Source organism: Rhizobium sp. WSM1274, from assembly GCF_025200775.1.
Taxonomy (GTDB): domain Bacteria; phylum Pseudomonadota; class Alphaproteobacteria; order Rhizobiales; family Rhizobiaceae; genus Rhizobium; species Rhizobium leguminosarum_I.
Genome location: NZ_CP104138.1, coordinates 2,068,119 through 2,094,966, shown reverse-complemented (window position 1 = coordinate 2,094,966; position 26,848 = coordinate 2,068,119). Strand labels below are relative to the sequence as shown.

The window sequence follows — 26,848 nt, the reverse complement described above, 5'->3', positions numbered from 1 at the left end:
CATCATCGTCGGTCCGCCGCTTGTTTAGCGCTTGCGGGCTCAGGGCAGCAGGTTCATGCTTGTTCCTGTTTTGAGGCCCGCTGGTTGCGGCTGAAATAGCCGTAACAGTTTGGGCTTTCGTGAGAAGCGTGCGATGGAGTGCGCCGGCTGCGGTTTCGATATTCAAAGCGGTTTTGCTTTCTGTCCGCGATGCGGCGCAAGGCAGCCGCTTTCCTGCGCCGCCTGCGGCAATCCCTGTCAGCCCGATTTTGCCTTCTGCCCCAAATGTGGCGCGCCGATTTCCGGTAAAGTCCAACCCGCAACAAAGCCTAAGATCGAGACGGTACTGTCTAAATCGGAGGGCGACGCCGACCGGCGGCCGGTAACCGTGCTCTTCGCCGATCTCTGCGGCTTCACGACGCTGAGCGAGCAGATCGACCCCGAAGTCATGCGGGTGCTGCAGAACGAATTGTTCGAAGAGATGACCCAGGCGGTCGAGGCCTATGGCGGCTTCGTCGACAAGTTCGTCGGCGATGCGCTGCTGGCGCTGTTCGGCGCGCCGGTCGCTCATGAGGACGATCCGGTCCGGGCGCTCGGTGCCGCACTCGATATGATCGGTCGGGCGACGCAGGTCGGCGAGCGCTGGCACGCCCGCGCCGGCTTGCCGCTGCGTCTGCATATCGGCATCAATAGCGGCCCTGTCGTTACCGGCGGCTTCGGTGCGGTCAGTACAAAATCCTATTCGGTGACCGGCGACACGGTAAACACCGCCCAACGCCTGCAATCCATGGCCGGCGAAAACGACATCCTTGTCGGGCCGCTGACCTATCGCCTCACCCGCCATGCGTTTGCCTTCGAGAGTCTCGGTGCGCAGGCGTTGCGCGGCAAAAGCGGAAACGTCCTTGTCCATCGGCTGACAGGGCTGTCGGAAGCGCCGCACACGGCGCGCGGGCTCGAGAGTCTCGGCCTTCAGGCGCCGATGATCGGACGGGATACGGAAATGTCGCGGTTGCTGACATGCCTCGATCTTGCCTGCGGTGGTGCTGCGCAGCTTGTCCGCCTGATCGGCGAAGCGGGCATCGGCAAGTCGCGGCTGGTCAATGAATTCGTCGCGATAGCCAGCAATGCCGCCCGTTTCCAAGGCCTCGCCATCCGCAAAGCGACCTGCTCTCCCCTCGGCGAACAATCCTATGGAACGCTCGGCGCGGTCGTGCGCAGCGCCTATGGCATCGGCGAGCGAGACGATCTCGACAGGGCGCGGCAATCGCTGGCAACAGGGTTCCGCGCGCTCGATCTGACGCAGGAGGAGGTCGAGGGACTTTTGCCGCTCTTTCTGCATGTTCTCGGCCTCGGCGATCCCGATGGCGCGTTGCGGCACATCGAGCCGGAGCAGCTGCGGCGGCAGATCTTCTATGCCGTCCGCACCGTCTTCGAGCGGCGGCTGGCGCAAGGTCCCCTGCTGCTTGTCATCGAGGATCTGCACTGGGCGGACGCTGCCTCGCTGGAAGTCCTTCGCTTCATGATGGACCGGCTGGAGCGCAGCCGGTTGATGCTGCTTGCGATCTACCGGCCGACATCGCAGACCGACCCACTGGACTCCAATCGTGTCAGCGTCACCGTGCAGCGTCTTGCCCCACTCTTTGCGGCCGACGGGCAGAAGCTGCTTGCTGCGTTTTTTGGCGAGAGCTATGCCAAGTTGCCGGTGACGATGCGCAAGCGCATCCTCGACCGCGCCGGCGGCAATCCGCTTTTCATCGAAGAAATCCTTCGGGTGCTGATCGACATGGGCACGTTGCACAATGACGGCCAGCGCTGGCATGTCGCAGCGGAAGACACGGATGTCGATATGCCGGTGAACCTGCAAGCCCTGTTGCTTGCCCGCGTCGATCGTCTGCCACAGGAGATCAGACGGCTGGCCCAAGAGGCGGCGGTGGTCGGCCCGAAATTCGATACCGCCCTGCTCCGCACCATCGCCACCGACCCAGCCGCCATCGATGCCGCATTGGATCATCTCTGCGATGCCAATATCATAGAGGAATTGCGTGGGCCGGATGCCGGCGGACCGCCGGGCTATCGCTTCAGCCAGACGCTGATGCATGACGTCATCTATCACAATCTCCTGCTGCAACGGCGCATGGAGCTTCATCAACGGATCGGCCGGGTTCTGGAACGTCAATATGGTGCAGCGCCCGACCGGCCCGAGCATCTGGCGCAGCTCGGCCATCACTTCAGCCTGACCACCGAAAAGGCCAAGGGCGCTACCTATCTGATGGCGGCGGGCGATCTGGCGCGCAAGGCCTACGCCAATGACGACGCAATGCGCCTCTACCGTCAGGCCCTTGCGGCCTTCGCAAACGAGGCGGAGGTGACATCGGAGCAATTGGCGCTGTTGGAGCGTCTTGCCGATCTCTGCGGCCCAGCGGGCCTGCGCGACGCCGCCTTGAACCATTATCAGCGAGCGCTGGCGATCCACCGCACCAAAGACGATCCTATTGCCGCAGCGAGGATATTGCGCAAGATCGGCCGTTTGCATCTCGATGCAGGACGCCGCGATCTAGCGGAGACACATTTGGCCGAAGCCGAAGCGATGATCGCAACGATCGATGCGCCGGTCGAACGTGCCCATGTCCTGCAGGAGCGCGGCCATCTGGCTTTCCGCATGGGGGATCAGGCCGCTGCCGCCGAGTGGGCGACGCAGGCGCTGCAATGCCTGCAAACGCTGCCGATCGACGGGACGACCGAGGCCGGACGGGAGACAGCGCGAGCGATGGCGGAGGCGCTGAATACCAAGGGTGCGGCCTTTGCGCGGCTCGGACGTCGCCGCGAGGCCGTACAGGAAGTGGAGCGCAGCCTCTCGGTTGCCGAAAAGGCCGATCTGCAAAGTGCCGCCTGTCGCGCCTATTCCAATCTCGGTGTTCTCTACACGATTGTCGATCCCGCCAACGCCATCAGAATCTGTCGGCGCGGTCTGGAGGTTGCGACCCGTATCGGCGATCTCAGCTTCCAGGCGCGCCTTCTCGCCAACCTCGCGGTTGCATGCTGTACCTTCACCGATCGCTGCGCCGCCGAGGGTGTACCGGCGGCGGAGAAGGCCGTCGAAATCGACCGGGCGCTTGATCAACGCGACCATCTCTCCGTGCCGCTGATCGTGCTGGGCCAGATTCATCAGTGCCACGGGCAGCCGAAGCTAGCTCATAAGTATTACGAGGAAGCCCTTGAGGTTGCGAAGGAAATTGATGAACCGCAACTGCTCTTTCCGTGCTATGATGGCTTGGCGACACTCAGCCTTGAGCATGACGACATGGACGAGGCGGAACGGTATTTCACGCTGGCGCAGGATGTGTGCATCCGCCACAACCTCGATCCAGGCACGCTCGTCGTCTTGCCGTTTCTCGACTGACCTGTCCTCGTTGCAGTGATCGCCGGAGATCGATTTGGCAAATCGATTCAAAAACATAAAGGGAGGAACGAAACATGCAGGAGAACCACGCCGCAAGACCATTGCAGCCGGGAGATCGCGCGCCGAACGTGGTGCTGGATGCGATCACCCGCCAGGGCAAGGTCGCCATCGACGATTTTCGCGGCCAGAAGCCGGTGCTCGTCGGGTTGTTCCGCGGATTGCATTGCCCCTTCTGCCGCCGGCAAATCGCCGCCATGGCCGAACTCACCGGCGCATTGCAGGAGAAGGGCATCGATAGCCTGACCGTCGTCAACACGCCGATCGAGCGCGCCCGCCTTTATTTCCGCTACCATCCGCTTCCCAATCTGCTGGCGGCCTCGGACCCGGAACGGGTATCGCACAGGGCCTTCGGCCTGCCGAATCTGCAGTTCACCGAAGATGAGAATGAGTGGCCGCGCAAAGTCAGCATGAACACGGTGATGTCGATGCGCATCGACATGCCGGGCGAGCTTCCAGCGCCTATGGACCCGATGGCGGCGTCGGAATTCCTCGACAAGGCGGACGGCTATGAGTTTACCGAGGATGACAAGCAGATGATCGCCACCGGCCACGGCCAACTCGTCGGCGAATTCCTGCTCGATCGAGATGGCGTCGTGCGCTGGTGTTTCACGGAAGTCGAGGAGGATGGCCGCCATATGTTCGGCGGTCCCGCCCCTCGGGAAGTGATGTCGGCAGCGTCGAACATGGCTGTTTGAAGCGAATGAGGCCGTGCTTGAAAGGTCGGGCGCTTGAACAAGGCGAGCCATTCCCGGTCCCGCATGATCGCCCTTATTCCATCCTGAACCTGGCGTGGCAGGTCGTGCAGGTCTGAAGCATGAGGTGGAACGCGTGTTCCGCCGGCATTGCCAGCAGCTCCTGCTCGTTGCGAACATGAGTGCCGAAAGGACCGCCGCCCATGGCCTCTCCGGGCTTCATGCGCATGCTGGCAGTCATCGGCCCGGGGTTGTTCTGCGCGGCGGCATCCAGTGCGACGGCGTAGTCGCGCAGATCGTTGGCGATGCGGTCGAACCGGTCGCGCTCTGCGAGGATGTTCGGCCTGGCCTTCGACTGCGGCCCGGTCTTCGACTGCAGATTGGCGGCCTCGGAGGCGAAATGTGCGGAGAGAACGCTCCCGGACTTGTCACGGATGGTGTCGGCCGCCCATTTGAACTCGCTGGCCTTATAGGCCGCCGGATCCTTGAACATGCCGGAGATTGTCTTCGCCGCGGCGGCCATGGCCTTCATGTCCGCCTGTCGACGGGAGACGAGGTCCTCCGCGGCTGGCGACGGAACCCCCGCCATCAGGACTGCTCCCACGATGGAGAGCAGTCCAACCTTCTTCATGTAAGCGGTCTGTTTCATAAACGCTGCGTTCCAAACCGAGCCATGCCAATTGCTTTCGGATATCCGTGGTTTCACCGGATATCCGTTCTCATCTGGGCAGGAAGAGGGCGGACGGAGACCGCCCTCCCCGATCACGCTGCCATCTTGCTGCAGCTATCGGCGCAGCGGCGGCAGGCGTCGACGCAGCTTTGCATGTCGCCCACCCGCTCGCAGTCTTCGGCGCACTGGCCGCAGATTTCTGCGCATTCCCGGCAGACATGCTTGTGGTGCTCCGAGCCGATCAGCATGAAGTGCGCAGAGGTCCGGCAGATCTCCGCGCAGGCCATCATCAGCTTGAAGTGCGAAGGCTTGGTATGTTCGCCGCCCAGTTCCAGGCAGTGGCCCATGGCCATCGACAGGCATTCGCTGTAGCAGGCGAGGCAGTTGTTGATGCAGGCTTTCATCTCGGTCGACATCTGATGCATGGCTCAATCTCCTATTTGGCTTCCTTGTCCACCCACTTGGACATCTCTTCGATCTCCTTTTTCTGGGCTTCGATGACCTTTTGGGCCATCTGCTTGGCCTCTTCATTGTCGCCGTACTTGAGTTCGACCTCCGACATGCTGATGGCGCCCATATGGTGGGCGATCATGCCGCAGACGAAGGAAATATCGGCGTCCTTCTTCATCATCCCCTGCATCATGTTCATGTGCATGTCCTTCATGCCGTCCATCGACGCCTTCTGGTACTCGGTCATGTCGCCCATCGGCATGCCGCCCGACATGTCCATCTTCGACATGTCGGTCTTCATGCTTTCGGACTTGCATTTCTCCGGATAGGCCATCGTCGACTTGGCGGAAGCGCCCGACGGCAGGATTGCGAAGGAGGCGGCGACTGCCGAGCACAAGGCAAGCTTGGTGAACGTCTTCATGTTTCGATCTCCGAAATCTGGTTGATTGTTTGGTCCGTGTCAGCCCGCCTGAAATCGGGGCGGCGGATCGATCGCACGGATCAGCAGGAGCGGCCTGTCGACGGACTGCGTCGCTTCATGCTTCCCCGGTTCAAAGCGCGGAGCCGCGACCTTCGCAAGTTCCGGAAGGATCGGACAGCAGTGCATCGTCGAACAGCACCCGGCCTGCATGCCGTGGGCGTGCCGCACATGGTGATCACGCTCGCCCACGACGGCACAGTGCTGGCTTGGAACGCTTCGCGCCGTGGCCATGCCGAAAGGATTCGCCGTCACCAGGAGAGCGACGACCAAAAGCTGAGCGTACAGGAAGATGCTTCCAAGTCTCATTCGGCTGGGTTCCCTTCCGGCGCCGAACTGTGCAGCAGCGGCATTGTTCCACAGTACCAGTGATCTGTGGCGGCCTTGCGTTTTGGCAACGGCCGATGAGGAAGCATTAACGATCGCCGGCTAGTCTGCGCCTCGCGCTCGGAAAAATTCGATGAAACCTGGTTATTCGCTAGCCCAGATAGGACTTCACTGGCTGATCGCCCTCCTGGTGCCGGTCCAGTATCTGACGGGCGGCAGCATCGAAAGAACCCACCACGCCGTCCACATGGGGATGACGCCATCGCCTTGGGACGTCGTCCAGCACCAGCTCCACAACTACGCGGGAATGGCGATTGGCCTGCTGATGGGCCTGCGGCTGGCTCTTCGTGTCCTTCACCCGCCCGAGACCGGCGCGCCCGGCACATGGACCGGGCGAGCCGCCGCGACGCTTCATCACGCCTTCTACGCCGCAATCATCGGACAGGCCTGCATGGGATTTGTCGCGAGCTACTTCTGGTTCGAGATCGCGCCGTACCACGTCGTCGGGTCGAAGATGATCCTGGCGATGGTGGCGCTGCATCTCGCCGCGGCGATCTGGCACACGCTCGTCGTCCGTGACGAGACAGTCGACCGGATGGTGTTCCCGCGCCGGAAGCGGTCAGCCGAGGATCTGTAACGTGGCGAATATCAGCACGACGCAGCGGCCGCTCATGGCTGAGAACACCAGGACTGAACGGGACGGGCGGTTCCGTGCCACATAAAGGACGCGAACATCGACGACAGATGAGTCGCAATTGAAATCGATCTGCTTTGCATGTAGTTCGAGGAGCATGGGCAATATGTACCGAATCGCAATGAGCAGGCTGCTCGTGATGATGCGGCTGGTGATCGTCGTATCACTGGCAGGGTACTCGCTGTCGAACGCCAGCGCCGCGATGCATGGCTCCTCCTTCCCCGAGGTGGCAGCGGTACTGTCCGAGTCCGATGCAATGCAGCATCACGATGGCCATGACATGACGAAGATGGCTGCTCATGACCATTCGCAGGGCGACGTCGGTGATGATGCAGATGGCGTATCGAAGCTGGTCAAGCAGGAATGCTGCAAGGATTTCTGCGGCGGGCTTGGCATCATTTGTGAAGGTCCCGACGTCGGCGGACCCATCGTGAATTCCATCCGGGAATTTATTGACGACCGGACGACACTTGGGGAACTTCCGACTCTCCACCGTCCCCCCAATATCTGAATAGAGACGCGCCCGCTCGATCGGGTCCAGTCGGTCGCCTGCCCCGCATTCGGGCGGGCGCACCGTAGGCTTTCTCTTATTCGGAAATTTCATAATGAAACCCTCGCTTTTCGTGGTGGGGCTGCCGCTTCTTGTCGGCGGCTGCGCATCCACGCTTCCTCCCGACGTGGTGGCGTCCCCCGCAGCGGTCGAACAGCCGTCCGCGCGCCCGGCCGCATACCGGTCGCCGATCTCGGGCTACGTCACCAGGCAGCCCGTCGATCCCAAGCCATGGCGTAGACAGAACGATCTGCAGTCTCCAGCGAATGGAGACGCCTCATGATCGAGCCAAGAAGAACATTGGTGGCGCTGATATTCCCGATGGTGTTGAGCGGCTGCGCCACAGACGCCGAGTATTCCAGCAAGGAAGCGGGCTTCACCGCCGTTTTCAACAAGACCGCCACTGTCACGGCGAAAGAGACCGTCTGGATCCAGAACCAGAACCAAGCCCGGTCGGCGGCCGCGCAGGTCAGAAGCCTGCTCGCGCGAAGGAAGACCCTCGACGTCGAAACATCCGTCCAGATCGCGCTGCTCAACAACAAGGGTCTGCAGGCCGCCTACGCCGATCTTGGCGACAGCGCCGCCGACGCCTGGCAGTCGACGATGTTCCTCAACCCGACCGTCTCCATCGGCACGACCGGCATGGGGACGCCGGAGCTGGGGGCGTTCAAGACGATCGAGGGAATGATCACGACGAACATCCTGGCGCTTGCCACGAGAAACAGGGATATCGCGATCGCCGACACTCGCTTTCGGCAGTCGCAACTGACCGCGGCCGTGAAGACGCTTCAGGTCGCTGCCGACACCCGGCGGGCCTGGATCGGCGCGGTCGCGGCCTGGGAGAACGTCGCGCAGCTCCAGCGTGCCCAGGCCGCGGCGGACGCCGCTTCCGAGCTCGCGGAGAAGCTGGGCGAGACCGGTGCGATGACCAAGGGCGCCCAGGCCCGCGAACATGTGTTTGTTGCTGAACTCGCCGGAGAGACAGCGAAGGCCCGGCTGGCGGCCCGTCTCGCCAAGGAGGAGTTGACGCGGCTGATGGGCCTCTGGGGCACTGACCTGGACTACCAGGTTCCCAACGGTCTGCCCCCGCTACCCAAGTCCGTCGCCAGGCGAGACACCATCGAGGCCGAAGCACTCCGAAATCGGATAGACCTCCAGGTCGCAAAGCTCGAACTCGAAGCCACTGCCAGGTCGTATGGCCTGACCGAAGCAACGCGCTATGTCACCGACCTCGAAATCCTGACGGGCTTCGAAACGGAACGGGAAATCGAGGACGACGAGAAGAAGACCAGGACGACCGCTCAGGTCGAACTGGAGTTCGCAATCCCGATCTTCGATACGGGCAAGGCCCGGATGCGCAAGGCAGAAGTCGCATATATGCGGGCCGCGAATCTGCTGGCGGAGAAGGCCGTCAATGTCCGTTCGGAGGCGAGATCGGCATACGAAGCCTACCGCTCGAACTACGATATCGCGCGGCACTACCGCAACGACGTCGTACCGCTTCGCACCAAGGTCGAGGAAGAATCCCTGCTGACCTACAATGGCATGATCTCGAACACGTTCGAGCTGCTCACCGACACCCGTGACAAGATCAACTCCATCCTGCTCTCCGTCAACGCAAAGCGCGAGTTCTGGCTGGCCGAAGCCAACCTCGCGCCTGCGATCTACGGCGGCGGCGCGACGAAGGTGTCGGCAGAGACCGAGGTCGCCGCTGCTTCCGAAGGCAGCGCTGGCGGCGGTCATTAAGAAAGGACACATCATGTTCAACAGACGACAACTTTTTGGAGCCAGCGCCGCTCTGCTCACCACAGCCGCCTGGACGAAGACGTCGGCGATGGGGCTGCCCGACGCACCGACAATGGAATCCGCGGACATGCAGCCGCCACTCCACTCGGCCTCAGGTCCGGACTATCAGCCGGTGGTCACCCTCAATGGCTGGACCCTGCCCCACAGGATGAACAACGGCGTCAAGGAGTTTCACCTCGTCGCCGAACCAGTCGAGCGCGAGATGGCCGACGGCATGACCGCCTATCTCTGGGGCTACAACGGACAGTCTCCGGGGCCGACCATCGAGGCGGTCGAAGGCGACCGCGTCCGCATCTTCGTGACGAACAAGCTGCCGGAGCACACGACGATCCACTGGCACGGGATGCTCGTGCCATCGGGCATGGACGGCGTCGGCGGGCTGACGCAGCCGCACATTCCGGTCGGCAAGACCTACGTCTACGAGTTCGACCTCGTGAAATCCGGCACCTTCATGTACCACCCGCATTCCGACGAGATGGTGCAGATGGCCATGGGCATGATGGGCTTCTTCGTTGTCCATCCCAAGGATCCGACGTTCATGCGCGTCGATCGCGACTTTGTCTTCCTGCTCAACGCCTACGACATCGATCCCGGCTCCTATGTGCCGCGGATCATGGAGATGACCGACTTCAACATGTGGTGCTGGAACAGCCGCGTGTTTCCGGACATCAGCCCGCTGGTCGTTTCCAGGAACGACAGGGTGCGGGTGCGGGTCGGCAACCTCACCATGACGAACCATCCGATCCACATGCACGGCTACGATTTCGAAGTGACATGTACCGACGGCGGCTGGGTACGGCCGGAGGCGCGGTGGCCCGAGGTGAGCATCGACATCCCGGTCGGCGCGATGCGTGCTTACGAGTTCGATGCCAAGTATCTCGGCGACTGGGCGATCCATTGCCACAAGTCGCACCACACGATGAATGCCATGGGTCACGACATCCCGACCTTCATCGGTGCGGAGAAATCGAAGGTCGCCGAGAAGATCAGGAAGCTGCAGCCGGAATACATGCCCATGGGTACCAAGGGCATGGCCGACATGGGCGAAATGGAAATGCCCATCCCCGAGAACACCGTTCCCATGATGACAGGCTGGGGGCCGCACGGCCCCATCGAAATGGGCGGCATGTTCTCGGTCGTGAAGGTCCGCGAGGGTATCTCGGCGGACGATTACTCCGATCCGGGTTGGTACGAAAACCCACCCGGGACCCAGGCTTGGGAATGGACTGGCGAATTGCCGGACGCGACCAAGGCCAAAGACGCGAAAACGCAAATCACGCCGAAACCGAAAAACGGTTGAGGCTCAACCTCCCACATCCAAAAAAGGATTTACGCATGAAGAATTATGTATTGGCACTGGCGCTGGTCGCCCTCGCATCGCCTGCCCTCGCCTCCGGCAATCACGCTGGCGGTCACGGTGAAAAAATGGCCATTGGCGAACCTGGCGATAAAGCCAAAGCAACGCAGACGATCCGCGTCACGATGAAGGAAACCGACGACGGGAAAATGCTGTTCACCCCCGCTGTGTTCAACGTCCGCAAAGGGCAGACGGTCAAGATCGCGATCAAGAATGCCGGAACCGTCGACCACGAATTCGTCCTCGATCAGGAAGATAAGATTCTGGAGCACAAGAAGGTCATGGAGAAGTTTCCGGAGATGGAACATGCCGACGCCAATTCCATCCGCCTTCCGGCCGGTCAATCCGGCGAGATCGTCTGGAAGTTCACCACCGACGGCGAGTTCAAGTTCGCCTGCCTGATCCCCGGCCACTACGAAGCCGGCATGCACGGCGACGTCACCGTCGCTGGGAAATAATCCGCAGAAAAGGAGCCAAGAACATGAAAACTGCCATGATCAAAATCAGCCTAGCCGCCCTGCTCTCTGCCAGCGCGGCCTTCGGCGCGTTCGCCCAGGAATTCACCAAGGGTGTCGTCAACAAGGTAGACATCAAGGCGAACAAGGTCACCATCAAGCATGAGGATCTGAAGAACCTCGACATGCCTGCGATGACGATGGTCTTCCGGGTCGAAGACCCGGCCCTGCTGGAAAGACTGAAGGAAGGCTCGAACATCGAGTTCGTCGCCGAACGCGTGAATGGCAAGCTGACCGTCACTGAAGTAAAATAATGGGCTCCTGCCGCCCGGCCCCGATCCGGGCGGCAGGACATCAAGGAGTGGAGACGATGTACAGGAGAAGCTTCATTGCAATAGCGGCATCCACCCTGGCGTTCTTTGGCAGAGGGGCACACGCCGCCGCGGAGGCGAAAATGACGGTCTACAAGGATCCCAGCTGCGGCTGTTGTCATGAATGGTCGAAGGCAATGGCGGCAGCAGGATTTTCGGTCGACGCCCGCGACACCGACGACCTTGCAGCGCTCAAGGCCCAGTTGGGTGTACCGGTCGAGGTGCAGGGGTGCCACACCGCCGTCATCGAGAAATACTACCTCGAGGGACACGTACCGCTCGAGGCCGTCCGACGCCTGTTGCAGGAGCGACCGCCAGTCCGAGGGCTGGCCGTGCCGGGCATGCCACCTGGCTCCCTGGGAATGGGCGACGATCCGCAGGCGTCCTATGCAGTGTATGCGGTCCCCTCGGGAACCGGCGCGCCATACGTGTTCATGGAGGTTCGTCCCCGGAAGGGCTGATGCCCTCGATCAATCAAGGCCGAGATGCCGCTCAGGAAACTGGAGCGGAGCAGAGCGCTGCCCAGAGATCATGCTTCCAGTCGGCTCCCGCCGGCGCCGACACGTCAACCATATAGTCGGCGGAATTGATCCGCACCATGGCGGGCGAAACGCAGCGCACGCTCGCCTCGTGTCTTCCTCCGTCCCGATAGATCACTGTCCCGCCACCGTCGAATTCCGAGAGTGTGATGACGACGTCGAAATCAAAGGCGGGATCGCGGGCAGGCCCGCCCCCGGCCAGACCGAGACTGACCGAGCGGCCGCTGCCGAACGAAGCGGTGTGGAAGACGACATGCCCAGACGCCGCCGACATCGATGCGGACTGCGCGCAAAGGATCAGAGACAGAAGGACTCGGCGCATTTCCCCTCCCGTGGTCAACGCATCCCGATCCTATCATATGCGCGGAGGCTCTGCGACGATGCAGAGCCTCGCGGGCAGGTCTTTATCGATGACGCGGGAGACGACCGCGGCCGGCCGTCTTTGAGGCGCGCCGGTGCTACTCGGGAAGACCGGCCTTGCGGTAACCATCGATGAAATGCGCAAGCGTCCGAGCGTCGCGAAATGGCTCGGTCGCAGCCCAGTGACGCGTTGAAAAACCCGGGTTGGCAACGAGGAACAGTTCGACCTCGGCGCGCGCCTCGTCGAGCCGGCCGAGCTGGGCAAGGCTTGCTGCCAGGAAACGGCGTGAGCTCGTGCGATAGGTCTCGTCGCTGCGCAGCGTCTCGACAGCGGCTTGGTATTGGCCGGCGGCATATTGCGCCTGGCCGAGCGCCAGATAGTACCAACTTGCCGGAAACGGGTTCAGCCGGAAAGCCTTGGCGATATGCTCAAGGCCCTCCCCGACCCGCCCAGCCAGGACCGTGATGTCGGATAATGCCGCAAAAGTGTCGGCCTCGTTCGGGTCGAGTTCGATCGCCTTGGCGAATCCCGCATCCGCCTCGGCAAAGCTGCGCTCATAGGCGAGCAGATAAGCCAGGACCCAGCGACAGCCGGCGTCATTGGGGTCGATCGCGACGGCCTTGCGCGCCAGCTCCAAAGCAAGGCTTCGGGTGGGTTGCGTTGGTCCGGCGGAATGCACCTCTCCCATCCAGTGGTTCATGGCAAGCCAGCGATAGGCCTCGGCATAGTCGGGATCGAGCGAAATCGCGCGCGTCAGCATCAGATGCGCTTCCCGCGCCGCAAGCGGCGTGTCATCCATCAGCCTGCGCGCCCGCACGCAGAGATCGTAAGCCTCGAGATTTTTAGGCCGGTTGCGCGGCGGCGGTGCGCGCAGCCGGCCGAGCAGCGCCTCGACGATCTTGGCCGTCACCTCGTCCTGAACGGCAAAGACATCGTCCAGGCTGCGATCGAAGCGTTCCGCCCATAGATGATCGCCACTTGCCGCATCGACCAGCTGAGCATTGATGCGCACGCGCGCCTCGACGCGTCTTGCGCTGCCCTGCAGCAGGTAGCGCACGCCAAGCTCCTCGGCGATCTCGCGCATATCCCTCACCTTATCCTTGTAGGCGAAGGCCGAGTTGCGGGCGATGACGAACAGGCCCTGTATCCTGGAGAGGTCTGTGATCAGGTCTTCGGTCAGCCCATCGGCGAAGGATTCCTGTTCGGGATCGTTGCTGATATTGACGAAGGGCAGCACTGATATCGATGGTTCGTCGGGCAGCGGCAGAGGTTTTCGCTTCACGCCGCCGAGCTGATTGATGGCGCCTATGAAGCGGTAGCCGACGCGCGGCACCGTGGAGATCCATTCACCGCCATCGATAGCCGGACCGAGCAGCTTGCGCAGCTGCGCGATCTGGACCGTGAGGTTGCCTTCCTCGACGATCCTGCCCGGCCAGGCCGCATCCATCAACTCGGCCTTGCCGAGGATTTCGCCGGGCCGCGCGACGAGTGCTGCAAGCAGCTTTACCCCGCGGTGGCCAACGGCAACGGGATCATCATTCCGAAGAAGCGTTCCCGCAGCCGGATCAAGCACAAACGGACCAAAAGCAAAGCGTGACCCCTGCATAGGGCGCATCCTAGAGTCTTTAAAGCTTGGATGGAACTGTTCGTCCGCTTAGGTCGCATGGTATCGACGGCATTTACGTGATTCCACGACATTGCGCCAACATTCGGCGGCTTCTGGCTGGGACGGAGCCACGTCTTGGCAAGGTCGCCTAGAGGCGAAATGCAGCACCATGCACTGCTTGCTCAGAGGAAGCAGGGTTTCAATATTGCCGGACGATGGCGCCGATCGCATTGACGAGAATGCGCGCGGCGGTTAGCGCCGACAGGCCGTCTATGTCGGCGGGAGGATAGAGTTCGACAAGGTCGAATCTCGCAATCCTCGCCCGCCTGCCGAGGCCAGCGATCAGATCGATCACCTCAGTGTAGGTGAGGCCGCCGGGAGTACGCGCCGCCACGCCCGGCATGATGCTGGGATCGATGCTGTCGCAATCGAGGGTGACGACGACCTGGGCTCCTTCCGGAATATGCTGGAGGGCAGCTTCGACGCCCTCAGCGTGAACCTCGCGAGCGGTCACGAAGCGGCTGCCATAGTCCTGAGCCGCCTCGACGTCGGTGGCGCGCGCGCCGCCGACGCTACGAAGACCGACTTGCACCATGCCGGCGACATGCGGCATCTCGCTCGCCCGACGCATCGGACTTGAATAGCCGTAGCGCTCGCCATGCACCTCATCGCGCCAGTCGATATGGGCGTCGATCTGCAGGACCCAGACCGGCCCTTGATCCGCAAAGCCAGCGAGGAAGGGAAAGGTCACGGAACAGTCGCCACCGAGCAGGATCGGGATAGCCGGCAATTTCAGCACCTCGCGCGTCTTCGCCTCGATCCGGGCCCGGTTGCCGGCATTATCGTGCATCGTGGTCTGGATGTCGCCGGCATCGATGCATGAGACCGGCCCACCGTCGAACAGCGGCCCTCCGAGATCGAAATCCCAGTGCTCGACGAGCGGGGCATCGTCCTGGCTCGCAGCGCGGATCGCATGAGGGGCCAGGGCGTAGCCGCTGCTGTCCTTGCCGGGATAGGTGCTGCCGTGAGCGGCTGCGAAGATCACCGCACGGGGCAAACGTCCATCGGCAAGGTGACAGGGTAGGCCGAGAAAGGAAGGTGAAGCGGTCATTCCAGATGGTCCTGATGATGTCCGGCGGAATTTTGGTGGTGATGGGTTGCGGTCGGGGCAAAATTTGATGCTGACCTGTTTAGTCGCTTTGGACGTTTTTGAGAACTTTTTGGAAATACTTAAGTACGACGCTCCACGCCTCCTGCAGAATTCATCCTCATTGAGGTTGAGGTTTACCCGGACCTTCAACCATACGGTCTGACGAGGGCATCTGCATGACTGCCGAAAGCATCACATCACCACGCGTGGATCGGATCCCCTGGGCCGCGATGGCGGGTATCATCGCGACCGTCACGGTGTTCGCCGTGGCGCAGGGGCTGACCTATCCGTTGCTGAGTTTCATCCTGGAGCGGCAGGGAACGACATCAGGCCTGATCGGCTTGTCGGCGGCGATGACGCCGCTGGGTTTCATCATATCAGCGTCGTTCATTCCGGCGCTTTCGCGGCGTGTCCGCGGAGGGCGGCTTGCGATCCTGTGTTCGATCCTGGCCGCTCTCACCCTGTTTGCAATTGCTTGGATGCAGGACGTATGGGCCTGGATGCTGCTGCGCTTCCTGCTCGGCTTCTTCGCCAATCCGCTTTACGTGATCAGCGAGACCTGGCTGATCTCGCTCACGCCGGCGCCACGCCGGGGCCGTATCATGGGCCTCTATTCATCGATCGTTTCGGCTGGATTCGCCATCGGCCCACTGTCACTCGGCCTTACCGGCGCCGAGGGTTGGCCACCCTTCATGATTGGTATAACGGCCTTCCTCCTCTGCGGCCTGATCGTGCTTGCGGTCGCCCCTCGTCTGCCCGGCATGCCTGATGAAGGCGAGGCAACATCGGTCGGCGGTTTCTTCCCACTGGCGCCGCTGATGTTGTTTGCGGTTTTCACGGCTGCCGGCTTCGAGCAGATCCTGCTTTCCCTGTTCGCGGTCTATGGCGCAGCGCTCGGCAGCGCCGAAGAGCGCATCGCGTCGCTCATCACCTGCTTCATCGCCGGTAATGCCGTGCTGCAGATTTTGCTCGGGCGCATCGCCGAACGGTTCGGCTCGACGCGGACGATGTCATTCTGCGTCCTGGCTTGTCTCACCGGCTGCCTGCTGCTGCCGCCGGTCTTCACCACCTGGCTGATCTGGCCACTGGTTTTCGTCTGGGGCGGGGTCTCGTTCGGGATCTACACCCTGTCGCTGATCCAGCTCGGCGAGCGGTTCACTGGCCAAGCCTTGATCGCCGGCAATGCGGCCTTCGCCTTGGTATGGGGTATCGGCGGCATTGTCGGCTCGCCGGCAACAGGACTGGCGATGCAACTGATCGGACATCAGGGGCTGCCATTATCCCTTGGCCTGCTCAGCTGTGCGCTGGTGGTGTTTCTGATAGCGAGGAGATGGCGGGGCTGATCGAGGCACTGGTTCGTGCCGCCTGCCCGGATTCATCTGCCGGCCCTTTCCGCAGAAGCATTGCCATTGAATGCATAATATGTTATATAACATCCAATACAAATGGAGATCGGCATGGTCGAGGATGTGGTCCGAACGCTTGGGTTTCTGTGCATGGGCAGCCGGCTGCGGCGCATCGGTGAGAGATTGCAGGCCGATACGCAGCAGGTCATCGACGAGGCCGGTCTCAGCATCCAAGCGGGCCAGTATCCGTTCCTTGCGGCGATCGACCGGGCCGGGCCGCTGACGATCGGCGAGCTTGCGCAGGCGGTGGGCATTACCCAGCCCGGCGCAACCCGAACCATCGGCCAGCTTCTCGAACTCGGTTACGTCGACATGCAGCCGGCACCGGATGATCAGCGTCGCAGATTGGTCTCGCTGACCGACAAGGGGCAGGATCTCATCGATCATTCAAAGAAGGTGATCTGGCCGCGCATCGCCGCCGCCGTTGCCGATCTCTGCGGCGATCTCGACGGACCGATCCTCGAACAGCTGGCCGCTATCGAGGACGGGCTTGCGGTGGCACCGCTTGCGCGCCGCAACGCCGCCAAGGAGGAACGATAATGCCTCATATCCTCGACCGGCCGATCTGGAGCGCGCTGGAGACCGCCCACACCGATCTTGCCGAAGGCGGCAAGTCCGCGCGGCGCTACCCACCTTCCATCGTTCCCTTCGCGGCGTCCGCCGACGATACGCCGGAGAGCCTCGACGCATTGGAGGACCTTCCTTTACCTGAGGAGAGCATGATCCTCGTCGAATCAGGTCCGATCGCCATTCCACCGGGTCTTGCCGTCGTCGCGGAAGCATCGCTGGTCCAGATGGTAGCCGAGCGGCCCCATGAGAGGCTTTCGGATTCCCGCATCCAGCCGCTCACCGAGGCCGATGCCGCCGACATGCTTGATTTGGCGACACTGACCAAACCCGGGCCGTTCACGTTGCGAGCCCAGAGCCTCGGCAGCTTCTGGGGTATCAAGAGTGAAGGCCGGCTGGTGGCGATGGCCGGGCAGCGGATGCGGCAAACAGGCTTCATCGAGCTCAGCGGCCTTTGCACCCATCCCGATTTCCAGGGACGCGGCCTCGGCACCCTGCTCTTCCGTTTCGTCGCCGGCGAGATCGCATCCTACGGCGACACGGCCTATCTGCATGCCTATGCGGCGAACACATCCGCCATTTCGCTTTACAAGACACACGGCTTCGCGCTTCGGTCGGAGATGAACATGCGCGTGGTCAAACGTCGTTCCTGAGCGTGGTCAACACCTATCGTACCACCGCCGGCAGCACTTCGAATTTCCAGAATTTTTCCGGGCTCAAATAGGCCGCGGCAAACGCGCGGATATCCCCGGCGGTGACCTTGCCGTAGCCGCTGAGACTATCGCGTATCCGGTCCAAACGACGCGAGTCCGTCTGGGCGTGGTGCAGATATGCGATCCAATATTCGTTGCTCTGCTGCTGATGCTTCAATGTCTCGATGATGGGTTCCCGGGCGCGCGCGAGCTCGTCTTCGGAGACATCATGCGACCGCAGATCATTGGCGGTCTCGTCGACAAGTGCATAGAAGCGCGCAACCTTTGCCGGGTCGGTCTCGACGTAGAAATATGCGTAGCCGTAGCCGGGAACTTCCCTTGAAAGTTCAACATCGCCCTGCAGGGCATAACTTGCTCCTTCTGCAATGCGAAACTGGTCGATCAACCTGTTTTGGAAAATCTGGGTGGCAATATTGGCGGTGAAGGACCGCGGCAGATCGGAGAGCAAATCGCCGATGGAAGCCCCTACGGCGGCGGCGGCATTATCTGCCCTGCCGCTATGGGTCTGTAAAACGGGTTTCTCGGTCGTTGCCGGAAAATGCACGTCGTCCCGAGCGTTGCTCGACCCCGTCTCCGGGCGCGGCGGCAATGCGCCAAAGGTTTCAGCCGTTAGGCGGATTGCGTCGTCCACCGTTACGTCGCCGACGATGGTGATGTCGATGGGACCATTGGACACCATAGGCCGGAACAGCGCCTCGAATTCATCTGGCTTGGCGGCGGACAACTGCGCGCGGTCGGGGAAGGTCCAGCGCGGGTCGCCGGAATGCACGAGACCTGCGAAATCGCGGCTGAAAACGCCGCTAGGCGACGCGTCATACTGATCGAGGCCGCTCAAATAGGCCTGCTGCACACGCTTGAACGCCTCGGGGCGATAGGCGGGATCGGAGGTATATGCGCTCATCAGCTGCAGCTGCGTCGCAAGATCTTCAGTCCGTGTACGACCGTCGAACCTAAAGGAACTGTCGCCGACCGAGAAGTCGACGCCGACAATGTTGGCCGTCAGCGCTTTCTGTATATCCTGGTAATCCATGGCCTTTACGCCAGACAGCACGACGGCCGGAGATGCCCAGATCGCGGCGGAACGGTCGTGCGGCAGGTCCAGCCGACCGCGGCCGATATCTTCGCGCACCAGCACTTCGTTGGCATGCAGCCTGGTTGGCTTGACGGTAAGCCGTGCGCCGTTGGAAAAGCGCACCATGGTCAAGCCGAGATCTTCAACCGCACGACGTTCGACCACAGCGCCCGGTTCGCCGAAATGGGTGTAGGGCCAGGCGACGTCAGTTGCACCGGATGGTGCCGAGACGGCAATGGCATTTGAAGCGTCATAGACTTGCCGAACCGTTTCGGCCCCGCCCTTAGGTGATTGGTCGGTCTGTAGCACGACCTGCGGACCGTTGCCGGAGAAAGCAGGCTGCAAGGCCCGATTGACCTCGTCCGCCGTGACGCCGCTCGTCATGGTCTCGAACATTGAGAGGTCTTCGGCGGGCGAGGTGAAGACTTGATCGTCATCGACGCTGCGAGCCAACATGGAAGCAATGTCGGTGGTCATCCGCGTGGCGGCTCCGGCCGCAGCAGCCTGCAGGGCCGAGCGATATTCGCGGATTTCGCGATCGATCTCCGCCTGCGCAACGCCGAACTCCTGGATTCGGCGCTGTTCCTGGTCAATGGCCGTGAGCGCCGCCTGCCATTTGTCCGGCTCCGAATTCGCCGCGATCAGGACGATATGGGCGGAATCGAGGAGATCCTGGGAGCCGACGTCCGCACTGATGAAAGGGGCATCCGCCTTGCTGGCCACGGCGCTCACCCGACGTTTGAGCACCAGAAAACCGAGATCCTCAATAAGCCCAGCGCGGCGCTTGGCGAAGGTGTCAGGCGCGGCATCATAGGGACGCGTCCAGGCGATCTGTATGCTGGTCATGCCGCCGGGAACGACGATGACCTCGGCGCTTCCGCCCTTCGTCACAAGCGCGCCAAGATCCGCTTTTGTCGGCGCCGGACCCACGGCCTTCCAGTCGCCGAAGCGCTGCCGGATTTCGACTTCCATGGCAGCGGGGTCGATATCGCCCACCACTATCAGCGTTGCCCGGTCAGGTCGGTAATTGGCCCGGTAATAATCACGGACGAGGTCCACGGGCGCATTGGTGATGATGTCGGCTTTACCGATCGGCGCGCGTATGGTCGCGCGCTGGCCGGCGAGCAGCGAATTCATGATTCCGAGTGACGCGCGATACTGCGGCGTGTCGCGCAGCCGCTCCTCCGACAGAATGACGCCGCGTTCGCGATCAAAAGCGCTGGCATCGAGGGTCAGCTCGCTCGCCGTTTCTCGCATCAGCATCAGGCCCGTCGAAATCGTGTCTGCATCGACCTCGGGCAGATCGAGCGCATAGACGGTCTCGTCATAAGAGGTATGGGCGTTGGTGTCCGGTCCAAAGGCCAAGCCCTTGCGCTGCAAGATACGGATCATCTCCCCTTCGGCGACATGTGTCGAACCCTTGAAGGCCATGTGCTCGAGAACATGCGCCAGGCCCTGCTGGTCGTCGTTTTCGTCGAGCGAACCGGAGCCAATGCGAAAGCGGATAGCTGCCTGTCCGGGCGGCGTGGCATTGCGCGTGATCGCAAACCGCATACCGTTGGCGAGCGTGCCGAAATGCACATCGGACTCGGCTTGGATGTCGCTTTGCGTTTGTGGCCAGGGCACCGACGGGGTGTCCGCATAGGCCGGCAACGCGAAGTTTGCAACGAGCGAGGCCGTCGCAAAAAACCACCACGCCGTGGAGCATTCCATTTTTTTGTGAGACATTCTTGTCCAAGTGATGAGAATGAAGAGGGTAGATGGCGTCAACCTTACTATTCCACAGGTTGCATTCCCCAGCAACTTCCATGTGTGTGAACAAATGAAATGAATAAGAAGTAGATAACTCTGCTTAGAACAGGATGATTTTAGGCCCGGTCGGCCTAAAATCTGAATCCTGTTCTCAATTAAAGAGTTAGAGCATGATGTCGTCCGAAAACCGCTCACACTTTTCGGCATCATGCTCTGAGTGTCAGACCAATGTCATCGAACCCGCCTAAAGGATTGCGCCTCGATGCTGTCACCAGGAGGCGCTTTCGATGGCGACGTTGGAGCAGGTCGCATTCCGGGCAGGATGCTCGCTGGCGACCGCAAGCCGTGTTCTCAACCGCAACGGCCCGGCCAGCGATCTGATGGTTCGCAAGGTGCGCCGTGCGGCTGCGGAACTCGGCTATCGCCCGGCCGGCCTGTCCACCGGGCGGCTCGGACGCAGGCCCGTGGTCGGCGTTCTGATCCCCAGCATCACCAATCCGGTCTTCGCCTCCTCGCTGTCGAGTATCCAGAACCGCATGCTGGTGGCCGGCCATGGCGTCTTGATCGCCCAGTCGAATTACGATCCGGCGCGCGAGGCCGATGCCGTCGCCGCATTGTTGAACGACCGGCCGACCGGGCTGATCCTCACGGTCTGCGATCCATCGACCAGCGAGGCGCTGCTTGCGAAGCTGCCGCCGACCGTGCTGCTCAACAACCTGCCGACAGCGCAGTTTCCGGCGGCCGTCACCGCCGATAACCGCGGCGCCGGCCGCGAGATCACGACATTCCTGATCAGCAAGGGCCATCGCCGCATTCTGTTTCTCTCCGGCAATTTCGCCGCCTCCGACCGCGCGCGGCTTCGCCACCGGGGTTATCTCGACGCCATGGCGGAAAGCGGGCTCGCGCCGCTCGATGCCGTGCAGATCCCCTTCGTCAGCGGCTATGACCAGCTCGATCTTGGCGTCACGATGAGCGCGCTTGCACCGACGGCGATCATCGCCTCCAACGATCTGCTAGCACTCGGCGTCATCGGCGCGCTGAAGCGCGAGGGGCTGTCGGTGCCTGGGGATGTTTCGGTCGCCGGCTTCGACGGCATCGCCATCGGCAGGCTGATCGATCCGCCGCTGACGACCATCGAAATGCCGGATGCCAGCATGGGCGCGACCGCTGCCTCGCTGCTTCTCGACATCGCCGAGAACGCCGCCCCCGCCCGCCATCTCGATGTCGCCTATACGTTGCGCCGCGGCGGCACGGTGCGTGCCATCTAAAGCTTGCGAAACAGGAAGGCCGCCACACGCGCGGCGTGGCGGCCCCTAACCTATTGCCCGATGAGGCGCTTAGCTGCGCGGCAGCATGTCCTCGACGTCAGCGGCTGCGTCGTCGAGTGCTTCCTTCGGTTCGGCCGACTGGTCGACGATGCGCGAGAGATTATCGACGATCGTCTGCGTGACTTTGACGCCATTCGAGCCGGGGAAGGCATACCACGGGATCATCACGGGCATTTGGCTGAGGCCTGCTTGGAATAGCGGGTTCTGCTTGTAGAAGTCGCCGAGATAATCGGCCGACTTTGCGGCAAGCTCGTTGTTCGGGACATAGCCGGTGCCGGGCACGACGACGGAAGCGCCATAGGGACCGGCGGCGAATTTGGCGAACTTCCAGGCGGCATCCTGCTTGGCGGCGTCATGCGTCAGAATAACGACCGCGTTGCCGCCGGTCGGTAGATGTCCGTTCGCCGGATCGATCAGCGGGATCTTGGCGGTGCGCAGATCGAACTTGTTGCCGACATTCTTGATCGTATTGCGCAGCGCGCCTGTCGTCTGGAACTCGAAGCCGACCTTGCCGGCTGCGAAAGCCTGCTCGCCGGCGGCCTTGGTGAACACAGGCATGCCGCCTTCGGTGACCAGGCGATGCAGGACCTCGACGGCCTTCTGGCCTTCCGGACCGTTGAAGGCGACCTTGCTTTCGTCGTCGCTCAGCATCTTGCCGCCGGCGCCGAAGAGCAGTGCCGAAAACATCCAGTCGTCGCCCTGCCAGCGGAAATCGATGCCGTCGACACCGTTGCCGAGCGCCTTGATCTTGCCGCCGAGCGCGATGACCTCGTCCCAGGTCTTCGGCGGATTTTCAGGGTCGCCGCCGGCCGCCTTCACGAGATCGGCGTTGTAATACATGATCGGGTTGGAGGTCGCGAAAGCGAGGCCCACCTGCTTGCCCTTGACCTGGGCGAGCTTGAGGATCGTGTCGGAAAAGCCCTGCTCGGCCATGTTGCCATCCTTCTGGACGAGCGGGCCGAGATCGACGGCGACGTCGCGCTCATCGAGCATGCGCAGGCGGTTGAGGCCGATGAAGGTGATATCAGGCATTTCGCTGGTGCCGACCTGGCGAAGGATCGTCTGGATGCCTTCTTCATAGGTGGCCGACGGGCTGGCAAACTGGATCTTGATGTCGGGATTTTCTTCCATGAACTTCTTCGAGATCGTGTCCATCACGTCCTTGAAGAAGCCCGGCATCGGGTAGTGAACCGTCAACGTCGTCTCGGCGTGCGCGGGAAGCGCGATTGCCATCGAGACGGCCGCTGCGGCGAGAAGCTGGGTGATATGTTTCATCGCTCGTTCTCCTGGGTTGAAACCGGTCAGCCTTTGAGACCGGTCATGGTGATGCCCTCGACGAAGCGCTTCTGCGCAAGCAGGAAGGCGATGACGAGGGGAAGGGTAATGATGAGGGTCGCCGCCATCAGCGCGCCGTAGTCGTCGCCGGCCTCGGCGGCGCGGAAATACATCAGGCCCAGCGGTGGTGTGGCATAGTCCTGCTTGCTGATGACGATCAGCGGCCAGTAGAGATCGTTCCAGTGCGCGACGACCGAGAAGATGGCGAAGGCGGTAACCGCCGGCCAGGCATTCGGCACGATGACGCGGGCGACGATGCCGAGTTCCGACATGCCGTCGAGACGCGCGGCATGGATCAGATCATCAGGCATGGCGCGGAAGAACTGCAGGAACATGAAGATCGCAAAGACCGAAATGGTGAAGGGCGCGACAAGGGCGGCATAGCTGTTGAGCAGCGCGGCGCGGTCGAAGGCAACATAGAGCGGCAGCGCGGTCGCATGGATCGGCACCAGAAGGCCGAGCATGACCAGCACCATCATGGCGCGGGCGGCGCCGAAGCGCAGCTTTGCCATGGCGTAGGCGCAAGGGATCGCCACCAGCACCTGGAAGAAGAAGATCAGCCCGCAGACGACGACGCCGTTCCACAAGAGCCGCGCCATCGGCACCCGGCTCAAGGCCTTGGCGAAATTCTCCGCATAGGTGAGATGCGCCGGGATCAGCGACAGCGACGAGGTGAAAATGTCGCTTTGGGCCTTGCCAGCCGTCGAGATCATGAAGACGTAGGGCGACAGAAAGATGATCGCGCCGAGCGAAAGCAGGGTCAGGCGGATGATCCTGCCGAGGGAAAAAGCGCTCGTCATCATGTGTAATGCACCCGGCGATCGAGAATGCGGTACTGCAGGAACATCAGCACCACCAGGATCAGCAGAAAGACCACCGTCATCGCCGAGGCATAACCGACGCGCAGATAGACGAAGCCTTCCTGGTAGATCGTGAAGAGCAGCACTTCCGACGCCTTGTTCGGACCGCCCTCGGTCAGCGTCTTCACGGTCTCGAAGACCTTGACTGAATTGGTGATGCTGATGGTGATGACGAAGAGCGTCGTCGGCCCGAGCATCGGCCAGGTCACCAGCAGAAAACGGTCGAGGGAGGATCTGGCGCCGTCCACCTCGGCGGCCGCATAGAGCTCGCGCGGGATCGCCGTCAGCCCGGCCAGGAACAGCACCATGTTGAAGCCGGCCGATTGCCAGACGCCGATGATCGACAGGCTGTAAAGCACCGTGCCGGAGCTGCCGAGCCAGTTCGGGCCGGGAATCCCGACGAGGGCGAGCAGTGCGTTGAGCGGCCCGATTGTGGGGTGGAACATGTATTGCCAGACGGTCGCCATGGCGACGATCAGCGAGGCGACCGGGAGGAAATAGGCAGTGCGGAAGAAGCTGCGCGCCTTCGTCTCGCTCTCGATCAGCATGGCGATGCCAAGGCCGAGAAGGATCGAAATTGGTGCGACGATCGCCGTATAGACCGTCGTATTCCACAGCGACTTGCGAAACGTGCGGTCGGTGATCAAGTGCGCGTAATTCTCGAAGCCGACGAAACGAAACTTGCCGTAGCCGAGTTCGAAATCGGTAAAGCCGAGCACGATGACTGATACAACCGGCAAAAGCACGAAGAGAGACAGCAGGATCATCGCCGGCATCACCAGCATCCAGGCGATACGGGCCTCGCTGCGCCGATGCGCAACGGCGGCATCGTACCCCACGGCCATGGAGACGATACTAGCCATGCGCCCTCTCCCGTTGAGAGTCGCCCGCAATCAGCCCGGCATCGCCTGTTGCAACGCTGCCGGCCAGCCGGCTGCCGTCCTCGGCAAAGATCAGCGTGCGACCGGGCGAAAGCCGCAGCCCGACCGGATCGCCGGCCGCGAGGCCCGAGGCTTCGGAGGGCTGAACCTTGGCGACGATAGTCTCGCCGATCGCGTCGAGCCGGCAATGGAGAATGACCTCGGAGCCCAGGAATTCGACGCGTTCAATCCGGGCGGCAAGGCCGTCATGCCGGCTCTTGGAGAGAAAAACGAATTCCGGGCGAATAGCGAGCGTGACCGGCGTCTTCCCGTCGGCTGCGTTTTCAAGCATCAGGCGCAGGCCGCCGCAGAGAATGACGCCGCCTTCGGCAAAGGCCGGCAGCAGATTGATGCGCGGCTGGCCGATGAAGCGAGCAACCTCGATATGGGCGGGATCATCGTAGATGACCTCAGGGCTGGCGATCTGCAGCAGCTTTCCGCCCATCATCACGGCGACACGATCGGCCATCGACAGCGCTTCCGCCTGATCATGGGTCACATAGAGTGTCGGCACGCCGGCGCGGCGATGCAGATCGACGATCTCGCCGCGGGCGTGGACGCGCAGGTTGGCGTCGAGGTTGGACAGCGGCTCGTCCATCAGGAAGATGCTCGGCTGGCGCACCATGGCACGGGCCAGCGCCACGCGCTGACGCTGGCCGCCCGACATCTGACCGGGCTTGCGGTCAAGCAGGTGGTCGATCTTCAGCGACGTCGCCATATCCCTGACGTCGCGGGCGATCGCCCTGCGGGTGGCGCGCTGGCCCGTATCAGCGACCCGATGAAGGGCAGCCGCTGCATTCTCGACAGCCGGCGCATCGCCAAGGGCACGGCGATATTTTCAGAGGCCGTCAGATGCGGATAAAGCGCGTAGGACTGAAAGACCATGGCGATGTTGCGGTCGGCGGCCGCAACGCCGGACATATCTCGTCCGCCGATCAGGATCTCGCCCCGGTCGGCGTGATCGAGGCCGGCAAGGACGCGCAACAGCGTGCTCTTGCCGCAGCCGGAAGGGCCGACCAGCGCGATGAATTCGCCTGCGGCGACATCCAGGCTGACGCCATTGAGGATCTGGTTGCCGCCGAAAGCCTTGCTGATGCCGCGAAGCGAGAGCGCGCTCATTCGGCGGGTTCCCGCTGCTTGAGCGCCTGGGGATAGACCTCGTGCACGACATCGTCGAGTACATGCGCAGTCATGCCGGGAACGGCGATGATCGTGCTTTCGACAGCAGTATCGAACTCGTGGACGACCGCGCCGATCAGGCGTTCACCCGGCATCTCGCGCTCCATCTTGTCGATAATGAAGGCGGCCGACGGACCCCATGTCAGCTGGGTATTGTCAAAGCGCCCCTGCCAGGCCCAGTGGAGATGGCCGCTTGCAAACAGCGCCACGTCATGGGCAGCGATCAGATCATAGAGCCGCCGGCGCTCAGACGGGCGAACACTCCAATATCCGGTATCGCCTTCATCTGGCGCGTCTACGAATAGCGGCTTGTGCGCAAAAAGCGCAACGCGTCGCCCTGCCCTGTCGGAAAGCGCCTGAGCTAGCCATTCGAACTGGGCGTCCTCCTCGTCATCCTCATGACCGAGAAGCAGCGAATTCAACCCGATGAAGCGCCAGCCGGCCGCATCCTCCAGCCAGCGGTCGTCGCCGGCAAGGCTGCGCCAGCGGGACAGCCTCTCGGCATTGACGGGCTGATCCGATCCCTTGAGGTGGCCGACATCGTGATTGCCGGGGACGATCAGCATCGGGATCGACACCTGGCGCATCAGATCCATCGAAAAGGTGATGTCTGCATCTTTGTCGGCGCCGTCGACGGTGAGATCGCCGGTATGAACGATCAGGTCTGCGCCAGTCTCTTCGATCCAGGTCAGAAGCGGTGCCCAGTTGCCGTTGAAATGCGGCTTGCCGGGACTGAAATGGGTGTCGGTGATCTGAATGATTTTCATGGGG

Annotated in this window: 26 protein-coding genes and 2 pseudogenes; 16 read left to right on the top strand and 12 right to left on the bottom strand. The window is 62.1% G+C overall.

What is annotated here, in order from left to right; all coding sequences use genetic code 11:
* Positions 1-133: 133 nt before the first annotated feature.
* Both N2600_RS10615 and N2600_RS10610 read left to right on the top strand, forming a co-directional pair.
* Positions 134-3,379, top strand: coding sequence for an adenylate/guanylate cyclase domain-containing protein (locus tag N2600_RS10615; RefSeq protein WP_260298709.1), 3,246 nt, complete (start codon positions 134-136; stop codon positions 3,377-3,379).
* A 74-nt stretch (positions 3,380-3,453) separates the two neighbouring features.
* Positions 3,454-4,134, top strand: a complete 681-nt coding sequence (locus tag N2600_RS10610; protein ID WP_222383978.1) for a peroxiredoxin-like family protein — start codon at positions 3,454-3,456, stop codon at positions 4,132-4,134.
* Positions 4,135-4,207: 73 nt separating this feature from the next.
* Here the strand turns inward: N2600_RS10610 and N2600_RS10605 are convergent, their stop codons facing one another.
* The 3 genes from N2600_RS10605 to copM form a co-directional block, all read right to left on the bottom strand.
* Entirely contained in the window at positions 4,208-4,780 is a 573-nt protein-coding gene (locus tag N2600_RS10605; RefSeq protein WP_222383977.1) for a cytochrome c, read from the bottom strand.
* A gap of 113 nt (positions 4,781-4,893) precedes the next feature.
* Entirely contained in the window at positions 4,894-5,226 is a 333-nt protein-coding gene (locus N2600_RS10600) for a four-helix bundle copper-binding protein (protein WP_162119667.1), read from the bottom strand.
* Positions 5,227-5,237: 11 nt separating this feature from the next.
* Complete coding sequence (gene copM, locus N2600_RS10595) at positions 5,238-5,672, bottom strand: CopM family metallochaperone (RefSeq protein WP_222383976.1); 435 nt, start codon at positions 5,670-5,672, stop codon at positions 5,238-5,240.
* 228 nt (positions 5,673-5,900) lie between these two features.
* Between copM and N2600_RS10590 the strand changes: the two genes are divergently transcribed.
* The 9 genes from N2600_RS10590 (at position 5,901) to N2600_RS10550 (ending at position 11,750) form a co-directional block, all read left to right on the top strand.
* Positions 5,901-6,101, top strand: a complete 201-nt coding sequence (locus tag N2600_RS10590) for a hypothetical protein (RefSeq protein WP_260298708.1) — start codon at positions 5,901-5,903, stop codon at positions 6,099-6,101.
* 88 nt (positions 6,102-6,189) lie between these two features.
* Complete coding sequence (locus N2600_RS10585; RefSeq protein WP_260298707.1) at positions 6,190-6,693, top strand: cytochrome b; 504 nt, start codon at positions 6,190-6,192, stop codon at positions 6,691-6,693.
* 154 nt (positions 6,694-6,847) lie between these two features.
* A complete protein-coding gene (locus N2600_RS10580; RefSeq protein WP_311319300.1) occupies positions 6,848-7,261 on the top strand; it encodes a hypothetical protein in 414 nt (137 codons plus the stop codon).
* 94 nt (positions 7,262-7,355) lie between these two features.
* On the top strand, positions 7,356-7,583 hold the full coding sequence (locus tag N2600_RS10575) for a hypothetical protein (RefSeq protein ID WP_017964317.1): 228 nt from the start codon (positions 7,356-7,358) through the stop codon (positions 7,581-7,583).
* Positions 7,580-9,046 carry a TolC family protein gene (locus N2600_RS10570; RefSeq protein WP_260298705.1) on the top strand — a complete coding sequence of 489 codons (1,467 nt, stop codon included), beginning with the start codon at positions 7,580-7,582 and terminating at the stop codon, positions 9,044-9,046. The genes N2600_RS10575 and N2600_RS10570 overlap by 4 nt, the downstream gene beginning before the upstream one ends.
* 13 nt (positions 9,047-9,059) lie before the next feature.
* Positions 9,060-10,406 carry a multicopper oxidase family protein gene (locus N2600_RS10565; protein ID WP_260298704.1) on the top strand — a complete coding sequence of 449 codons (1,347 nt, stop codon included), beginning with the start codon at positions 9,060-9,062 and terminating at the stop codon, positions 10,404-10,406.
* 35 nt (positions 10,407-10,441) lie between these two features.
* The gene (locus tag N2600_RS10560) at positions 10,442-10,921 is read left to right on the top strand and encodes a cupredoxin domain-containing protein (protein ID WP_003539697.1); all 480 of its coding nucleotides are present in this window, start codon (positions 10,442-10,444) and stop codon (positions 10,919-10,921) included.
* A gap of 23 nt (positions 10,922-10,944) precedes the next feature.
* Positions 10,945-11,232 carry a copper-binding protein gene (locus N2600_RS10555; RefSeq protein WP_222383970.1) on the top strand — a complete coding sequence of 96 codons (288 nt, stop codon included), beginning with the start codon at positions 10,945-10,947 and terminating at the stop codon, positions 11,230-11,232.
* A 56-nt stretch (positions 11,233-11,288) separates the two neighbouring features.
* Entirely contained in the window at positions 11,289-11,750 is a 462-nt protein-coding gene (locus N2600_RS10550) for a DUF411 domain-containing protein (protein WP_260298703.1), read from the top strand.
* 31 nt (positions 11,751-11,781) lie between these two features.
* On the opposite strand, the gene N2600_RS10545 is transcribed toward N2600_RS10550, so the two are convergent.
* Entirely contained in the window at positions 11,782-12,150 is a 369-nt protein-coding gene (locus tag N2600_RS10545) for a hypothetical protein (RefSeq protein ID WP_260298702.1), read from the bottom strand.
* A gap of 136 nt (positions 12,151-12,286) precedes the next feature.
* Positions 12,287-13,795, bottom strand: a complete 1,509-nt coding sequence (locus N2600_RS10540) for a winged helix-turn-helix domain-containing tetratricopeptide repeat protein (protein ID WP_260298701.1) — start codon at positions 13,793-13,795, stop codon at positions 12,287-12,289.
* Between the two features lie 68 nt (positions 13,796-13,863).
* Between N2600_RS10540 and N2600_RS10535 the strand changes: the two are divergent.
* Positions 13,864-13,947 (top strand): annotated as a pseudogene (locus N2600_RS10535) (glycerol-3-phosphate 1-O-acyltransferase PlsY); the annotation flags it as partial.
* Positions 13,948-13,994: 47 nt separating this feature from the next.
* Here the strand turns inward: N2600_RS10535 and N2600_RS10530 are convergent.
* Positions 13,995-14,906 carry an agmatinase gene (locus tag N2600_RS10530; RefSeq protein WP_260298700.1) on the bottom strand — a complete coding sequence of 304 codons (912 nt, stop codon included), beginning with the start codon at positions 14,904-14,906 and terminating at the stop codon, positions 13,995-13,997.
* A gap of 215 nt (positions 14,907-15,121) precedes the next feature.
* Here N2600_RS10530 and N2600_RS10525 point away from each other — a divergent pair, with 215 nt between their 5' ends.
* The 3 genes from N2600_RS10525 (at position 15,122) to N2600_RS10515 (ending at position 17,571) form a co-directional block, all read left to right on the top strand.
* Positions 15,122-16,288: an MFS transporter gene (locus N2600_RS10525; RefSeq protein ID WP_260298699.1), complete on the top strand. Its 1,167-nt coding sequence runs from the start codon at positions 15,122-15,124 to the stop codon at positions 16,286-16,288.
* Positions 16,289-16,402: 114 nt separating this feature from the next.
* On the top strand, positions 16,403-16,891 hold the full coding sequence (locus tag N2600_RS10520; RefSeq protein WP_222383965.1) for a MarR family winged helix-turn-helix transcriptional regulator: 489 nt from the start codon (positions 16,403-16,405) through the stop codon (positions 16,889-16,891).
* On the top strand, positions 16,891-17,571 hold the full coding sequence (locus N2600_RS10515) for a GNAT family N-acetyltransferase (RefSeq protein WP_260298698.1): 681 nt from the start codon (positions 16,891-16,893) through the stop codon (positions 17,569-17,571). Before N2600_RS10520 ends, N2600_RS10515 begins: the two co-directional genes overlap by 1 nt.
* 13 nt (positions 17,572-17,584) lie before the next feature.
* Here the strand turns inward: N2600_RS10515 and N2600_RS10510 are convergent, their stop codons facing one another.
* Positions 17,585-20,431 carry a M16 family metallopeptidase gene (locus N2600_RS10510; RefSeq protein ID WP_260298896.1) on the bottom strand — a complete coding sequence of 949 codons (2,847 nt, stop codon included), beginning with the start codon at positions 20,429-20,431 and terminating at the stop codon, positions 17,585-17,587.
* A gap of 311 nt (positions 20,432-20,742) precedes the next feature.
* Between N2600_RS10510 and N2600_RS10505 the strand changes: the two genes are divergently transcribed.
* Positions 20,743-21,723, top strand: a complete 981-nt coding sequence (locus N2600_RS10505; protein WP_222335192.1) for a substrate-binding domain-containing protein — start codon at positions 20,743-20,745, stop codon at positions 21,721-21,723.
* Between the two features lie 69 nt (positions 21,724-21,792).
* Here the strand turns inward: N2600_RS10505 and N2600_RS10500 are convergent, their stop codons facing one another.
* The 5 genes and pseudogenes from N2600_RS10500 to N2600_RS10480 all read right to left on the bottom strand — a co-directional run bounded on the left by N2600_RS10500 (position 21,793) and on the right by N2600_RS10480 (position 26,844).
* Positions 21,793-23,058: an ABC transporter substrate-binding protein gene (locus N2600_RS10500; protein ID WP_018069549.1), complete on the bottom strand. Its 1,266-nt coding sequence runs from the start codon at positions 23,056-23,058 to the stop codon at positions 21,793-21,795.
* Between the two features lie 26 nt (positions 23,059-23,084).
* On the bottom strand, positions 23,085-23,921 hold the full coding sequence (locus tag N2600_RS10495; RefSeq protein ID WP_162119268.1) for a carbohydrate ABC transporter permease: 837 nt from the start codon (positions 23,919-23,921) through the stop codon (positions 23,085-23,087).
* Positions 23,918-24,841, bottom strand: a complete 924-nt coding sequence (locus N2600_RS10490; protein ID WP_222279532.1) for a carbohydrate ABC transporter permease — start codon at positions 24,839-24,841, stop codon at positions 23,918-23,920. The genes N2600_RS10495 and N2600_RS10490 overlap by 4 nt, the downstream gene beginning before the upstream one ends.
* Positions 24,834-26,017: pseudogene (locus N2600_RS10485) on the bottom strand (ABC transporter ATP-binding protein). The gene N2600_RS10490 and the pseudogene N2600_RS10485 overlap by 8 nt, the downstream one beginning before the upstream one ends.
* A complete protein-coding gene (locus N2600_RS10480; protein ID WP_222335193.1) occupies positions 26,014-26,844 on the bottom strand; it encodes a metallophosphoesterase family protein in 831 nt (276 codons plus the stop codon). The pseudogene N2600_RS10485 and the gene N2600_RS10480 overlap by 4 nt, the downstream one beginning before the upstream one ends.
* Between the last annotated feature and the right edge of the window lie 4 nt (positions 26,845-26,848).

Bases quoted from the DNA above. Each gene is read 5' to 3' on its own strand.
- N2600_RS10575 (WP_017964317.1), top strand. From the start codon at position 7,356: ATGAAACCCTCGCTTTTCGTGGTGGGGCTGCCGCTTCTTGTCGGCGGC.
- N2600_RS10550 (WP_260298703.1), top strand. From the start codon at position 11,289: ATGTACAGGAGAAGCTTCATTGCAATAGCGGCATCCACCCTGGCGTTC.
- N2600_RS10520 (WP_222383965.1), top strand. From the start codon at position 16,403: ATGGTCGAGGATGTGGTCCGAACGCTTGGGTTTCTGTGCATGGGCAGC.
- N2600_RS10555 (WP_222383970.1), top strand. From the start codon at position 10,945: ATGAAAACTGCCATGATCAAAATCAGCCTAGCCGCCCTGCTCTCTGCC.
- N2600_RS10560 (WP_003539697.1), top strand. From the start codon at position 10,442: ATGAAGAATTATGTATTGGCACTGGCGCTGGTCGCCCTCGCATCGCCT.
- N2600_RS10525 (WP_260298699.1), top strand. From the start codon at position 15,122: ATGACTGCCGAAAGCATCACATCACCACGCGTGGATCGGATCCCCTGG.
- N2600_RS10600 (WP_162119667.1), bottom strand. From the start codon at position 5,226: ATGCATCAGATGTCGACCGAGATGAAAGCCTGCATCAACAACTGCCTC.
- copM (WP_222383976.1), bottom strand. From the start codon at position 5,672: ATGAAGACGTTCACCAAGCTTGCCTTGTGCTCGGCAGTCGCCGCCTCC.
- N2600_RS10490 (WP_222279532.1), bottom strand. From the start codon at position 24,841: ATGGCTAGTATCGTCTCCATGGCCGTGGGGTACGATGCCGCCGTTGCG.
- N2600_RS10605 (WP_222383977.1), bottom strand. From the start codon at position 4,780: ATGAAACAGACCGCTTACATGAAGAAGGTTGGACTGCTCTCCATCGTG.
- N2600_RS10570 (WP_260298705.1), top strand. From the start codon at position 7,580: ATGATCGAGCCAAGAAGAACATTGGTGGCGCTGATATTCCCGATGGTG.
- N2600_RS10615 (WP_260298709.1), top strand. From the start codon at position 134: ATGGAGTGCGCCGGCTGCGGTTTCGATATTCAAAGCGGTTTTGCTTTC.
- N2600_RS10580 (WP_311319300.1), top strand. From the start codon at position 6,848: ATGGGCAATATGTACCGAATCGCAATGAGCAGGCTGCTCGTGATGATG.
- N2600_RS10510 (WP_260298896.1), bottom strand. From the start codon at position 20,431: ATGTCTCACAAAAAAATGGAATGCTCCACGGCGTGGTGGTTTTTTGCG.
- N2600_RS10590 (WP_260298708.1), top strand. From the start codon at position 5,901: ATGGTGATCACGCTCGCCCACGACGGCACAGTGCTGGCTTGGAACGCT.
- N2600_RS10505 (WP_222335192.1), top strand. From the start codon at position 20,743: ATGGCGACGTTGGAGCAGGTCGCATTCCGGGCAGGATGCTCGCTGGCG.
- N2600_RS10585 (WP_260298707.1), top strand. From the start codon at position 6,190: ATGAAACCTGGTTATTCGCTAGCCCAGATAGGACTTCACTGGCTGATC.
- N2600_RS10515 (WP_260298698.1), top strand. From the start codon at position 16,891: ATGCCTCATATCCTCGACCGGCCGATCTGGAGCGCGCTGGAGACCGCC.
- N2600_RS10530 (WP_260298700.1), bottom strand. From the start codon at position 14,906: ATGACCGCTTCACCTTCCTTTCTCGGCCTACCCTGTCACCTTGCCGAT.
- N2600_RS10480 (WP_222335193.1), bottom strand. From the start codon at position 26,844: ATGAAAATCATTCAGATCACCGACACCCATTTCAGTCCCGGCAAGCCG.
- N2600_RS10500 (WP_018069549.1), bottom strand. From the start codon at position 23,058: ATGAAACATATCACCCAGCTTCTCGCCGCAGCGGCCGTCTCGATGGCA.
- N2600_RS10495 (WP_162119268.1), bottom strand. From the start codon at position 23,921: ATGATGACGAGCGCTTTTTCCCTCGGCAGGATCATCCGCCTGACCCTG.
- N2600_RS10565 (WP_260298704.1), top strand. From the start codon at position 9,060: ATGTTCAACAGACGACAACTTTTTGGAGCCAGCGCCGCTCTGCTCACC.
- N2600_RS10540 (WP_260298701.1), bottom strand. From the start codon at position 13,795: ATGCAGGGGTCACGCTTTGCTTTTGGTCCGTTTGTGCTTGATCCGGCT.
- N2600_RS10545 (WP_260298702.1), bottom strand. From the start codon at position 12,150: ATGCGCCGAGTCCTTCTGTCTCTGATCCTTTGCGCGCAGTCCGCATCG.
- N2600_RS10610 (WP_222383978.1), top strand. From the start codon at position 3,454: ATGCAGGAGAACCACGCCGCAAGACCATTGCAGCCGGGAGATCGCGCG.